This window comes from Prochlorococcus sp. MIT 1327 (genome assembly GCF_047304785.1).
GTDB classification, from domain to species: Bacteria; Cyanobacteriota; Cyanobacteriia; order PCC-6307; family Cyanobiaceae; genus Prochlorococcus; species Prochlorococcus marinus_D.
In genome coordinates this window covers 1,084,262-1,096,991 of record NZ_CP138972.1, presented here as the reverse complement: position 1 = coordinate 1,096,991, position 12,730 = coordinate 1,084,262, and the positions used below count along the sequence as shown (strand labels likewise).

Genomic DNA, 12,730 nt, shown 5'->3' with positions numbered 1-12,730 from the left:
AGGGAAGCAAAAAACGGTCTGGATGAGAATTAGATGAAGCAGTCTGTCTTGACTTTAATTAGCAAGGGGATCACATCTTCTTCGTTACTTGTGATGCCGCCTGTTTATAGGCCACTTCCACCACTTCACTCAAGGTGGGATGGGTATGCACTTCAGTTGCCAATTGAACAACGCTCTGACGACGTGCCACCGCATTGGCTACCTCCTGGATCAAATCGGCGGCGTGCAATCCATAGATATGAGCACCAAGAACTTCACCGCTGTCTTTGCGGAACAACAACTTCATCAATCCATCACTCTCCAGCTCTGCTAGTGCTTTGGAATTGGCCTTGAAATAGCTGCGCACACTCCCCAACTCAAACCCATCCTTGGCGGCAAGATCTTTGGCATCAGCTTCACTCAACCCCACTGAACTGATCTCCGGATGAGTGAAGGTCGCCGCTGGAATGCTGCGATAATCAATCGTGCGGGAGTGTCCCTGGATGTTGTCGACAGCCAACGTGCCCTGTGCTGCGGCTGTATGCGCCAACATCAGCTTACCAGTGACATCCCCGACGGCCCAAAGATGAGGCAACGGCTTTCCGTTGACCAATACCCTCATGCTGTCGTCGATCGGCACAAAGCCGCGATTAGTCTCCACACCAACCGACTCAAGATTGAGCCCCTTGCTACTTGGCACCCGACCAGTAGCGACGAGCACCGCATCCACCTCCAAGCTATCCACCAGCTCACGGCTTTTCATCTCCGCTAGTTCGATCCTTACCGGGCAGCCAGGGGTGACCTTGCTAGCCAGCACACCAGCACGTGCATCGATGTCACGTCCATCAAGCAAATACCGAGCTGCCATCTTGGTGATGTCGGGATCAAAGGTTGGCATGACCCGATCCAACGCCTCAATCATCGTGACTTCACAGCCGAGAGCCGTATAAACATCGGCAAATTCAAGGCCGATATAACCACTGCCGATGATGGCAATCCAACGCGGCAGCCATTCCAAGTTCACGGCTTCATCACTGGTAAAAACCGTGCGTCCATCGGTTTCAATCCCAGGAGGCACAAATGGATCAGAGCCTGTGGCAAGGATCACATCCCTGGCTGTGAGCAGCCGATCTACTCCACTTTTTTCTCTCAAGCCAATTCGCTGACTTCCCTCCAATCGTCCATCGCCACGCAGGATCGTGACACCAGCCCGCTGCAGCGTTTTGGTGAGGTTGCTACGAATCGTGGCCACCAACTGGTTGGCATGGTCAGCAATCTTTTGGCGTTCAAAACGCACCGGTGCAGCATGGATGCCGAAACCAGATAGATGTTCAGCATCAGCTAGCTCACGCACCCTTCCACTGGCAGCAAGCAATGCCTTAGAGGGCACACAGCCTCGATTCACGCAAGTGCCGCCCATATCACCTGATTCCACAATCGCCACCTTGAGGCCATCATCCGCGGCATGCTTGGCGGCATCAAAACCGCCGTAACCCGCACCGATCACGATCACATCGAAGTCGAAACTGGCTTCGCTCACCCGAACTACTGCGTGGAGAAAGTCATTGTGGCTCGTCGCCGCTCAAGCAGTAGTGGCACCGCCACCGCCGCCACGTTGAGCGACTCAACTACTGCGCTATGCGGCAAGGTGACGCAATCAGTACAACACGCCTGCAGACGCGGATGCAGGCCGGATCCCTCATTGCCTAGCACCAACACAGTCGGTTTTCTCCAGTCCAGCTGCCAATAAGGCAAACAAGAATGGGCTGCAGAAGAGCCCGGCACCATGGTGGCCACGACCTGTAAACCGCGATGAGCAGCACATTCAAGCTGCTCAGCCAACTGCTCCACGGCCTCCTGCCCTGATGACCCGAAGCGCTGATGGGGCAACTGAAGGATGGCCCCCGCCGAAGCCCTCAGCACTTTTGGGCTGAGCGGATCCGCCCCAGACGCAAGCCAAACCGCCTCCACCTCTGCCGCCAAGGCTGTTCGCAGCAAGGTGCCAAGGTTGCCAGGATCCTGCAGTCGATCCAAAGCCAACACAAACTTGGCTTGATGAACAGCCTGCGGAAGAGAATCAAGGGGCACAAGGCTCGCGACACCATCTGGGCTGACTGTCGTCAACGAAGCCTCCAAAACACTTGGGGTCACCAGATGAATCAAGGTTTCTGCAGGCAAAGCCTGCACAAGATCCCCATGACGCTCCAGCCAAAAATTTGTCGCCACAATCTCTTTAGGACGGTGTGTGGTTCGCAACACTTCCTGAAGCAAATGGGTTCCCTCAAGCAGCAGCAAAGACTGTTCTTGACGTCCTTCCCTACTGGCGAGGAATTTCAATCTCCGCACCAGAGGATTGCGGCGACTTGAAATCAATAGCGAGGTATTAACTCCGATCTACAGAGCCTCAGAATGTTGCTTGCTGACGCACTTTCAAACCTTCATTCAGGACAATCTGTTCGCCATCAATATCAAGCCCATTCACTGCTGCGATTTCACCCTTCAAGCCTTCAGCAGCAAGACTTTCAATCATCTTTTTGATGACTTGATCTTCCACAGTTGAACTGTCCAAATCATCAGGCGTTAGACGTTCAAGAAAGCGACCCACTTTTGAAGCAACCAACTCAGAAGCATTGGTAATCTTGAGCACAATCATGGATCCAGCTTGAGGACAATTACTCAATAAAGGATAATGCGGATGGGGAGACTTGAACTCCCACGAGATTGCTCCCACTAGTACCTGAAACTAGCGCGTCTACCAATTCCGCCACATCCGCTGGCGTGCGTCGCGCAAGCGACACAATGACGATAAGACATCGGCTGACTGCCATCTTTATCTCAACCTGGCAGCTTTGAACCAGTTTGAGGTCTGGACGTCTAGACTGTCTCAGGTGTAATTGTCAATATGTCTTCGTTCAAGAATAATTAACGGGACATGCCCGCAGCGGTATCGATATCTCAAGAGATTCTCAAGCCACATCTGGAGATTCAAGGCGGACATACTCTTTCCAGAGAACTGAAAGTCAGCGGAGCTAAGAATTCTGCCCTGGTGCTGATGACCTCAGCACTGCTCAGCGAAGGCCCCCTTGAGCTGCGCAATGTTCCCCAGCTCACAGATATCCAGGGGATGGCAGACATCCTCGCCTCCTTGGGGGTACGTGTAAAACGTAGTCAGGAGACCGTTTGGCTACAGGCTGATGACCTTCATCACGCCGAACCTCCCTACGATCTAGTCAATGGCCTTAGAGCTAGCTTTTTCTGCATCGGCCCACTGCTAGGACGACTCGGTCACGCCAAAGTTCCCCTGCCGGGTGGTTGCCGCATCGGAGCTCGGCCTGTTGTTGAGCACATCAGAGGGCTTAAAGCTCTTGGTGCCATGGTGAAAGTTGAGCATGGCGTTGTCACAGCTTCAGTACCAGGAACGTCACGGCGACTTAAAGGTGCTGCGATCGTGCTCGACTGCCCAAGTGTCGGTGCAACCGAGACCATTCTCATGGCAGCTGTGTTGGCGGAAGGCACTAGCACCATCGAAAACGCTGCCCAGGAACCTGAGGTTCAAGACCTGGCCAAAATGCTCAATGCCATGGGTGCTCGTGTAAGCGGTGCTGGTGGTCCAATCATCACCATCGAAGGCGTTGAACGTTTACACGGCTGCAACTATTCGGTGATCCCTGATCGCATTGAAGCAGGGACCTTCCTGATAGCAGCGGCAATCACCCGCTCGATTGTTCGAGTGTCTCCAGTCATCCCTGAGCATCTCAATGCCGTGCTCCAGAAACTGAGAGATTGCGGCTGCACCCTTGAGATTGACAAGCAAGGAATCACGCTTATCCCGGGAGATCTTCATGGCGTTGACATCATCACCCAACCTTTCCCAGGCTTCCCAACGGACTTGCAGGCCCCCTTTATGGCCCTGTTAACCACAGCCAAAGGCACAAGCGTGGTGACAGAAAAGATCTACGAAAACCGTATGCAGCATGTCGCTGAGCTGCAACGAATGGGAGCTTCGATTCGTCTTCAAGGAAACACGGCTGTGGTCGAAGGCATCCCCCAGCTCAGTGCTGCACCAGTCAGTGGTAACGACTTAAGAGCCGCAGCGGCGCTCGTGTTAGCAGGTCTTGCCGCACGCGGCATCAGTCAAGTTGATGGCCTCAACCACCTCGATCGCGGTTATGACGGGATTGAAACCAAATTGAATGCATCTGGAGCCCATATCCTTCGGCATTAGCCCTCAGGATGACCCTGGCATAACATCACCTCCACGGGAGCGTGGCGGAATTGGTAGACGCACTGGATTCAAAATCCAGCGCCTTCGGGCATGTGGGTTCAAGTCCCACCGCTCCCACTGCTGTGATGGGCACATACAAACGCTTTCCCGTCACTCTTTTACGCGGGAAAGGATGCTGGGTATGGGATGACCATGGTCATCAATACCTTGACGCTGTTGCCGGTATCGCGACCTGCTCCCTCGGACACAGTGACCGGGTCCTACGCCGCTCTCTTGGCCAGCAGCTGAAACAACTTCAGCATGTTTCCAATCTGTATCGGATTCCTGAACAAGAGGCTCTTGCCCATTGGTTAGTAGAAAACAGCTGTGCAGACAGCGTGTTCTTCTGCAATTCAGGCGCAGAAGCCAACGAAGCCGCCATCAAGCTGGCTCGCAAACACGGTCATCGCCGTCGCGGCATTGATCGGCCAATCATTCTCACCGCCAATTCTAGTTTCCACGGCCGCACACTTGCCGCCATAAGTGCCACAGGTCAGCCCAACTACCACAAAGGTTTCGAACCCATGGTTGAGGGCTTTGAATTTTTCCCGTTCAATGACCTCCAAGCCTTCGAGCAGCAGCTAAATCGCCTCGAAGCTCAGGGGCCCTCTGTTGCCGCCGTATTAATCGAACCACTGCAAGGCGAGGGTGGCGTCAATCCAGGCGAAGCAAGCTTCTTCCGGCACCTAAGAGAGATCTGTAGCCAACATCAGATCCTGCTGATCTTTGATGAAGTTCAGGTCGGGATGGGCCGTTGTGGCCACTGGTGGGGGTATCAGCAGCTTGGGGTCGAACCAGATGCCTTTACCTTGGCCAAAGGACTCGGGGGAGGCCATGCCATCGGAGCGTTGCTTGTTAAACAGCACGCTGATCTTTTCGAACCAGGTGACCACGCCAGTACTTTTGGCGGCAATCCCTTTGCCTGCAAGGCAGCTCTAACAGTTGCCAAGGAGATCGAACGACGGGGTTTGATCTCAAAGGTCCAGCAACGAGGCGCACAGCTTCGCGAAGGCCTCACTGACCTAGTGCAACGTTTCCCGAGGCAACTCAAAGGGGTACGAGGCTGGGGGCTACTGCAGGGATTGGTGATCCAAGACGAAAGCACATTCACAGCCCCTAATGTCGCCCAAGCCGCCCTTGAAGAAAAGCTACTGGTGATAGCAGCAGGCCCAAAGGTTGTGCGGATGGTGCCGCCGCTGATAATCAAACCAAGCGAAATCCGCCAACTGCTCCAACGTCTGGAGGCCACCCTGGCGCACTTCCGCTAAGTGGACAAACCCACAAGTCCAAGCAGGGAAGATTTAAGCGATCTGATTCCTCGTTTTGATCAGCGGGGGATGGATCTTGGTCTTGAGCGCATGCAACAAGCACTGCAGGCCATGGGAAACCCCTGTGCCTCTATTCCAGCCATTCAGGTCGTAGGGACCAATGGCAAAGGATCCATCGCCAGCTTCATTGCCAGCAGCCTTAAGGCCGCTGGCATTCGCGTGGGTCTGACCACCTCACCTCACCTCGTGAGCTGGTGTGAACGGATCAGCAGCGATGGTGAGCTGATCTCAATCGTTGAGCTACGCCAACGACTCACCGCCCTTCAACCCCTTGCCCAAACTCACCGACTCACCCCCTTCGAGCTGTTGATGGCCACGGCTTTTGATCACTTCAGATCCCGCGAGGTAGAGCTGCTTGTGCTTGAGGTGGGCCTCGGAGGACGCCTCGATGCCACCACAGCTCATCCATACAGACCAATCATTGCCATGGCCAACATCGGCCTCGACCACTGCGAAAACCTTGGTTACAGCCTGGAAGAGATAACAGCAGAAAAAAGCGCCGTCATCAGTCCTGGGGCTGCTGTCATCAGTGCTCGCCAACAAGCTGAAGTGGCGAGCATTCTTGAAGACAAGGCAAAACATCAACAGGCCCGCTTGCAATGGGTTTCACCCCTCCCAGAAAACTGGGACTTGGGACTACCAGGAGTCTTGCAACGACAGAACGCGGCGGTAGCCAAGGGTGCTCTTGAAGCCCTGTCCCCACTTGGCTGGCGACTCAATCAAGACGTCATTCGCACAGGGCTGGCCCACGCCTACTGGCCTGCACGGCTGCAGACCGTTCACTGGCAAAGCCAACCAGTGCTCATTGATGGTGCCCATAACCCACCAGCAGCCGAACGGTTGGCCCACGAGCGGCAGCAGTGGAGCAATCAAGAGTTTGGGGTTTGCTGGGTGCTTGGTCTACAGGCCCACAAACAAGCACCAGCCATGCTTCGCCATTTACTCAAGCCAAGCGATCTGGCTTGGATCGTGCCGGTGCCGGAACACACCAGCTGGACGCAGCACCAACTCGCAGCACACTGCCCGGACCTATCAAGCCAACTCCAATCTGCTGACAATGTTGAACAGGTCTTCTCCATCCTGCTCAAACAGAATCGATGGCCAAATCCACCTCCAGTTGTAGCTGGTTCCCTCTATTTACTAGGTGATCTTCTCGCAAAGCAAACCATCAAGGCAGAGTGAAAGGAAGCTGCCGTAAAGCCGATGCCGAGTTTGTTGTCACAACGTCAAAGCCTGATGACGTTTCTGGGCTGGATGCTTTGCCTGCTGATCGCGATCCCTGCGCAGGCTCTCGACACCAGTTCAGGGGTTGGGCTACAGGATCGGGCTCTATTCCAAGAACGACTGGACTACACCCTCACCAACCAAAACGGGAAAGACTTCCACGCACAAGACCTCTCCAACTCATCCTTCGCTGGTGCCGTTGCGCGAGCTGCCGACTTCAGCAACAGCAATCTGCGTGGCGCGATCCTCACCCAAGGAACCTTTACCCAATCAAACTTCAGCGGCGCTGACCTCTCTGATGCACTAATGGACCGTGTCGACTTCGTCGATACGGATCTGCGCAATAGTGTCCTCAAAGGGGTGATTGCCTCAGGCAGCAGCTTCGCAGGAGCACAGATTGATGGTGCCGACTTCAGCAATGCGCTACTCGATCTTGATGACCAGCGCCGCCTTTGCCTTGATGCCGACGGCATCAACGAGATCACAGGCATCGCAACCTTCGAGAGCTTGAATTGCTGAACGAATGGCTGTTACAAGCAGCCCCTCAGCTTGCCTGGATTGAGCACGCCCTTGGGGTCATAACGACGCTTGGCCGCCACCTGATCGGCATCAACAACCCCAAGACCCCCATCCTCAACAGTGATCACATGCGGGTTGAACACAACAGCCCCAAGCTGCCGGCAATCATTCATCAGCTGCTCCAACAACTGCCGGCCGCGCCAGCGGACGATGGGTAACGCCGCCAGGCGTTGAACACCCTGCTGGCGCACCGCCTCCAGATGCCAAAGAAGATCATCTCCCCATTGCTGCTTGAGAACCTGCATCGCAGCCAACTCAGGCTGTGGCAAAAGCATCTGCAAGTAGGTCCAGTCGGGATCGACAGCACGCATGTGCATCGTGGTGTGGTTCCAGGTGAGCTCACGCAACCCTGTGCCACCCCGATCAGCTTCTGGCCCCCATACCTTGCAATGCGCTCCTGCCGCTGCTGCAAGACGCTTCAGGGTGCTAACACCATCGGGAGCGACGAGTAGCAGCAGGCGATGCTGACCATTAGAAGCACCACACCAGTGAGGCAGATGATCGACGATTGGGCGCTCATGCAAGCTACAGACATGCAGATCAACCGCTGCACGAGCACAGCGGAGAGCAAGGGCCACGGCCTCTGACCAATCCTCACAATCAATCATCACTTCCTGCCAGGGCACAGCCGGAGCGGTTGCCAAGCTCAAGGCCGTGATGATGCCATTGCTGCCGTAAGCATGATTGAGGGCCTCCGATCCAGTCGCATCCAACTGCAACTGTTGGGGCGAATCCTCAGCGGTCACGACCTCCAAAGCCAACAGATGGCCTGGATCCCGCAAGAAACCCCAGCGCACAGAACCAATCCCGCCCGAGCCGCCAGCCACGAATCCACCCACCGAAGCACTTCGCCAGCTAGATGGCAGCAAACGCAGCTGCCGACCATGGCGAGAAAGATGTTGATCTAGATCCCGCAGCAAACAGCCCGACTCCACCGTCACTACTCCCGTGTCGGGATCGAGATGCCGAACCTTAGAAAGTGCACCCATCAGCATGACCACCCCCGCCTGGAGAGGAACGCACTGGCCGTAGTTCCCTGTTCCTGAACCTCGCAGGGTTAAAGGGATGCCATGCCTCGTGCAAGCACCAGCCACAACAGCCACCGCCGCCACGGTATGGGGGCGGACAACAACATCGGCGCAACAGCCCTCCAGCTGCTCACGCAATACAGGAGAGAAGTCATAGGCATCCCTTGAAAAGCGCTTCAACTCAACCGGCGCATCAATGAGCTCCAAATCAGCAACGGCTGTCAGCTCGGCATAACAATCGGCAAGGAGTCTGGTGCTGGTCATCGGCCAAACCGCTAAGACAAATTGATAGCGGTAATCCATCGACAGAGCAAACGTTAATCAACCAAGCAAGCCTCCTAAGGGGCTAAATCTCTAGATCTAGCAGCTCATTCAACTTTAAAAGTATAAGCAAACTAGCCCCTGCCTAGATCTCCAAAACCACTATTAGTGGCTAGATCTAAATAATATCTCTACCCGTAGAATTATAGTCACATGCGCAAGTTCCACAATCAATACAAGTTTCTCTAACAAAGCCCATCAGCCTTAATAGGCTCACAACTTTTAGGGCAAAACCTTCTCTTTCAAAAAGGCTTAATGCTTTAAATTCCGTCATCACCACGAAGCCATGCTCCCTTCAGTGTTACAAATAAATATCTCTTAATTAACTCTTCAATCGCTCAAGCCAAGGATCAAGAAAACACTAATGTTGAATAGCAATCCAAAAGACTTCAACATTCAAAAAATAAAATACCTGCCCTTTCTTGATTGAGGAAAGACGCTTATTGGTCTAGGTCTTGCAGCCAGTTTCCATCAACAATCACCTGACGGCGGGGTGGAGCAGCTAGGGCCTCAGCCCAGCTGCCAGCCTCCAAAAGCAGCAGGTTGGCTGGCCTGCCTGGCTGTAATGTTCCGTCCCACGACAGGTCCATCACCCTGGCCGCAGCTGTGGTGAAAGGAGCAAGCCCCAAGCGATGCCAAGGTGCCAGATGAGCCAACGGCAACGAAAAAGCCATCAATGCCAAAGGGTCAAAGTTGCCAGCCGGGAACCAGGGATCTTGAACGTTGTCACCTCCCACAGCCACCGTTACACCTGCCAGCTGGAGTTGATGGATTGGTGCCAGAGGTCGCTCCACAGGAGTGCGACGAGGTTGCTTCGACAACAACCAGCCATTGGTCAGCGGCAGAGACACCACATTGAGTCGATGATGCGCCATCCGATCAGCCAAACGACGCACTGCTCCCGGTGGCAGCAACCCCATGCTGCTGGCATGACTACAAGTGATCGGCACTGTGATTGACATGCGATCAAGTACCAGCAGCAGTTGCTTTAAGCCAGCCGCAGGATCGCTTTGCGACTCATCAATGTGAAGGTCAATGCCACAGCCCAAGCGATCGGCAAGTTGCAGCATCTGCCGCAATGAATCTCGCGTCTTCCCTGGATCAAAAGGGGGCACAACCACACCACCCAGCAGACCTCCTACCGCTGCGACCCGACCCGCTAGCTGATCGCCTTCGCGGGTGCTCCAGTACTCAATCGGCACCAGAGCGACCCATTGCAACTCCATCCACTCTTGCCACTGACGCTGTAGATCCAGCAAAGCCTCCCAGCTGCTATCGGTCGCTGGACCAAGGCTGTCGACATGACTGCGCATGGCTCTCAAGCCATAGTTCAACGCAAGCTTGAGAGATCTCTCAGCACGCTGCCTCACCCCAATCAAAGTGCGGTTTTGACGCTCCTTAAAGTTCGCAACCATGGCACCGCCATAGGTGCCCTGCAGGTTGGGAAACTCAAGCCAGGTGAATGCCTTGTCGAGGTGAGCATGGGGCTCTGCCAACCTCGGCAAAAGCAGCCGCTTCGGCGTTAAAGCATCAGCATCAATCAGCTCAAAAGAGCAAAGGCGCCCGTCCTGCCAACAAATGCGCAGAGGACATAGACCCTCAGCGGTGACACGTGTTGATAAGACATCCACATCCCTTGTCAACAAACCACGCGGCACCCAAGCCTCGAGGCATCCCTTGCGCTCCTGGCTCACTCCACATTGCCCGGATCCGTCCGAGTCTGAATGGTCAGGAAACGCCCAGCGCCCGCAATGGTTGTCACGGTATAGGAGGGCAGACGCAGCTTCGGGAGCAAATTCCGACCATCCAACTTGGTCGTGTAAAGACTGCCCAAACCAAAATTGAGTCTTGTGGTGAACTCTCCTGCAACGGATGCCAGCACCGGCTGTTGCGCTGCGATCAGCTCTGGACAATTTCTAATCCAAAGCCTCAACACCATCGGCAGCCCCTTCTGCTCACATAACTCCTCAGTCGCAAGTTCCACCAACTGATCACCTGCATAATCGCTGTAATCCTCTATAGAAGGGTTGGTCCAAACCAACACCGCACCACAACCTGCAAGGACTAAAACACCAGCCAGCCATGGTCCGGATGGCCAGCAACGTTGATCAAATGGGTTCTGCAGGATGGCTTCAAGGCGAATTGGTAAATTCTTACCGACGCGGCGGGCGTCGCCAAGTGGTTAAGGCAGCGGCTTGTGGCGCCGCTATTCGGGGGTTCGAATCCCCTCGCTCGCCCTCAACTTTTCCATGGCTTCAAAGGAGTCAAAGCCTCCACAACGAGCAAGCCCCAACCGCAACGCCTAGAAGCTCTTCGAAGCCTGCTAAGCGGTGTGATCGCCGCCTTCACTGCTAGAAGAAGGCCAGCTGATCATCAAGGCCAGCCAAATTAAGTTGAATACGAGTGGCAAAAAGCATCTACCAGCAATGCTGAAGACACTCCAACGGCTGAGCAACTCAACTAAATAAATAGCGCTCACGACCTCATCTCCAAATCAACACAATCCATCAGGGCTCGACACACTGAAGGAGTTGATGAGATTGTTTCGATCGTTCGCTTCGCCTCTTGCCTTGGTCGCCACCTCCGCCCTCGCTAGTAATCCGGCAACAACCGCACAGCATCAAGGCAGTTTCTGGATTCAAACCTTCGGTTGCCAGATGAACAAGGCCGATTCAGAGCGCATGGCCGGAATTCTTGAGGCGATGGGATACCACGAGGCGCCAGCAGAACTAGAAGCAGATCTCGTGCTCTACAACACCTGCACAATTCGCGATAACGCCGAGCAGAAGGTTTACAGCTACTTAGGACGCCAGGCCCGCCGCAAACGAACACACCCCCATCTGAAGCTGGTCGTTGCCGGCTGCGTAGCACAACAGGAAGGAGAAGCGCTACTGCGACGAATCCCTGAACTGGACCTTGTGATGGGGCCCCAACACGCCAACCGCCTTGAAGCCCTACTCACCCAGGTGGACAATGGTCAGCAGGTTGTCGCCACAGATGACAACCACATTCTCGAGGACCTCACCACAGCTCGACGGGACAGCACAATCTGCGCCTGGGTCAATGTGATTTACGGCTGTAACGAGCGTTGTACCTATTGCGTGGTGCCCTCCGTTCGGGGGAAGGAGCAATCAAGATCGCCAGAGGCGATCCGACTGGAGATCGAGGGCCTAGCCGCCCGTGGATTTCGGGAGATCACATTGCTTGGCCAGAACATTGATGCTTATGGACGCGATCTGCCCGGGATCACCCCTGAAGGCCGCCGCCAAAACACACTCACCGATCTTCTCCATCACATTCATGACGTGGAAGGAATCGAGCGCATACGCTTTGCGACAAGCCATCCGCGCTACTTCACGGAACGATTGATCGAAGCTTGCTTTGATCTACCCAAAGTATGCGAACACTTCCACATCCCTTTCCAAAGCGGTGATAACGATGTCCTTAAGGCCATGGCTAGGGGTTACACAGTGGAGCGTTATCGACGCATCGTGAACCGAATCCGGGAGCTTATGCCCGATGCCGCTATCAGTACTGATGTGATCGTGGCCTTCCCAGGCGAAACCGACGCCCAGTTCCAAAACACCTTGAACCTCGTCGAGGAAGTGGGTTTCGACCAGGTAAACACCGCGGCTTACTCCCCCCGTCCAAATACGCCTGCAGCCACCTGGAGCAACCAACTCCCCGAAGCGGTGAAAGTTGAGCGACTCAAGCAACTCAATGCGCTGGTTGAACGCGTAGCCCTGCAGCGCAATAGCCGCTACTCCGGCAAGGTAGAGCAGGTGCTAGCCGAAGGGATCAATCCCAAAAAACCACAACAGCTGATGGGACGCACCCGCACCAACCGGCTCACATTCTTTGCGGCCGAAGGACCCCAAGGTTGCCGCTATAGCCCAGGCGATCTCGTCGACATTCAGATCAATAGTGTGCGTGCTTTCTCCCTGAGCGGAACCCCTTGTGAGCAAACTAGAAGTCGGCACTGATACCTTTGGTCGCTAACAACCAAG

11 protein-coding genes and 3 tRNA genes are annotated in these 12,730 nt (G+C 54.8%); 7 read left to right on the top strand and 7 right to left on the bottom strand.

Annotated features, from left to right (window positions below; all coding sequences use genetic code 11):
• Positions 1-70: 70 nt before the first annotated feature.
• From SIB80_RS05335 to SIB80_RS05320, 4 genes are all read right to left on the bottom strand, one after another.
• Positions 71-1,519, bottom strand: coding sequence for a dihydrolipoyl dehydrogenase (locus tag SIB80_RS05335; RefSeq protein ID WP_413351835.1), 1,449 nt, complete (start codon positions 1,517-1,519; stop codon positions 71-73).
• A gap of 5 nt (positions 1,520-1,524) precedes the next feature.
• Positions 1,525-2,352, bottom strand: a complete 828-nt coding sequence (locus tag SIB80_RS05330; protein WP_063419603.1) for a TrmH family RNA methyltransferase — start codon at positions 2,350-2,352, stop codon at positions 1,525-1,527.
• 31 nt (positions 2,353-2,383) lie between these two features.
• Positions 2,384-2,632 carry a hypothetical protein gene (locus SIB80_RS05325; RefSeq protein WP_063419604.1) on the bottom strand — a complete coding sequence of 83 codons (249 nt, stop codon included), beginning with the start codon at positions 2,630-2,632 and terminating at the stop codon, positions 2,384-2,386.
• Between the two features lie 37 nt (positions 2,633-2,669).
• Positions 2,670-2,753: transfer RNA gene (locus SIB80_RS05320), tRNA-Leu, on the bottom strand.
• A 158-nt stretch (positions 2,754-2,911) separates the two neighbouring features.
• Between SIB80_RS05320 and murA the strand changes: the two genes are divergently transcribed.
• From murA to SIB80_RS05295, 5 genes are all read left to right on the top strand, one after another.
• Positions 2,912-4,204 carry a UDP-N-acetylglucosamine 1-carboxyvinyltransferase gene (murA, locus tag SIB80_RS05315; protein WP_063419605.1) on the top strand — a complete coding sequence of 431 codons (1,293 nt, stop codon included), beginning with the start codon at positions 2,912-2,914 and terminating at the stop codon, positions 4,202-4,204.
• A gap of 35 nt (positions 4,205-4,239) precedes the next feature.
• Positions 4,240-4,321 (top strand) — tRNA-Leu (locus SIB80_RS05310).
• Between the two features lie 8 nt (positions 4,322-4,329).
• Complete coding sequence (locus tag SIB80_RS05305; RefSeq protein ID WP_063419693.1) at positions 4,330-5,511, top strand: aspartate aminotransferase family protein; 1,182 nt, start codon at positions 4,330-4,332, stop codon at positions 5,509-5,511.
• Positions 5,512-6,753, top strand: coding sequence for a bifunctional folylpolyglutamate synthase/dihydrofolate synthase (locus SIB80_RS05300; RefSeq protein ID WP_063419606.1), 1,242 nt, complete (start codon positions 5,512-5,514; stop codon positions 6,751-6,753).
• A gap of 21 nt (positions 6,754-6,774) precedes the next feature.
• A complete protein-coding gene (locus SIB80_RS05295; protein ID WP_063419607.1) occupies positions 6,775-7,314 on the top strand; it encodes a pentapeptide repeat-containing protein in 540 nt (179 codons plus the stop codon).
• 11 nt (positions 7,315-7,325) lie between these two features.
• Here SIB80_RS05295 and SIB80_RS05290 read toward each other — a convergent pair whose 3' ends face one another.
• The 3 genes from SIB80_RS05290 to SIB80_RS05280 form a co-directional block, all read right to left on the bottom strand.
• The gene (locus SIB80_RS05290; protein WP_169189824.1) at positions 7,326-8,705 is read right to left on the bottom strand and encodes an FAD-binding oxidoreductase; all 1,380 of its coding nucleotides are present in this window, start codon (positions 8,703-8,705) and stop codon (positions 7,326-7,328) included.
• Positions 8,706-9,163: 458 nt separating this feature from the next.
• Entirely contained in the window at positions 9,164-10,417 is a 1,254-nt protein-coding gene (locus SIB80_RS05285) for an amidohydrolase family protein (protein ID WP_063419608.1), read from the bottom strand.
• A complete protein-coding gene (locus tag SIB80_RS05280) occupies positions 10,414-10,848 on the bottom strand; it encodes a DUF4359 domain-containing protein (protein WP_063419609.1) in 435 nt (144 codons plus the stop codon). The genes SIB80_RS05285 and SIB80_RS05280 overlap by 4 nt, the downstream gene beginning before the upstream one ends.
• Positions 10,849-10,887: 39 nt before the next feature.
• On the opposite strand from SIB80_RS05280, the gene SIB80_RS05275 reads away from it, so the two are divergent.
• Together SIB80_RS05275 and miaB are read left to right on the top strand one after the other, a co-directional pair.
• Positions 10,888-10,960: transfer RNA gene (locus SIB80_RS05275), tRNA-His, on the top strand.
• 303 nt (positions 10,961-11,263) lie between these two features.
• Positions 11,264-12,706 carry a tRNA (N6-isopentenyl adenosine(37)-C2)-methylthiotransferase MiaB gene (gene miaB, locus SIB80_RS05270; RefSeq protein WP_063419695.1) on the top strand — a complete coding sequence of 481 codons (1,443 nt, stop codon included), beginning with the start codon at positions 11,264-11,266 and terminating at the stop codon, positions 12,704-12,706.
• Positions 12,707-12,730 lie beyond the last annotated feature (24 nt).

Coding starts and splice junctions, on each gene's coding strand:
- SIB80_RS05325 (WP_063419604.1), bottom strand. CDS start 2,632: ATGATTGTGCTCAAGATTACCAATGCTTCTGAGTTGGTTGCTTCAAAA.
- murA (WP_063419605.1), top strand. CDS start 2,912: ATGCCCGCAGCGGTATCGATATCTCAAGAGATTCTCAAGCCACATCTG.
- SIB80_RS05305 (WP_063419693.1), top strand. CDS start 4,330: ATGGGCACATACAAACGCTTTCCCGTCACTCTTTTACGCGGGAAAGGA.
- SIB80_RS05295 (WP_063419607.1), top strand. CDS start 6,775: ATGCCGAGTTTGTTGTCACAACGTCAAAGCCTGATGACGTTTCTGGGC.
- SIB80_RS05290 (WP_169189824.1), bottom strand. CDS start 8,705: ATGGATTACCGCTATCAATTTGTCTTAGCGGTTTGGCCGATGACCAGC.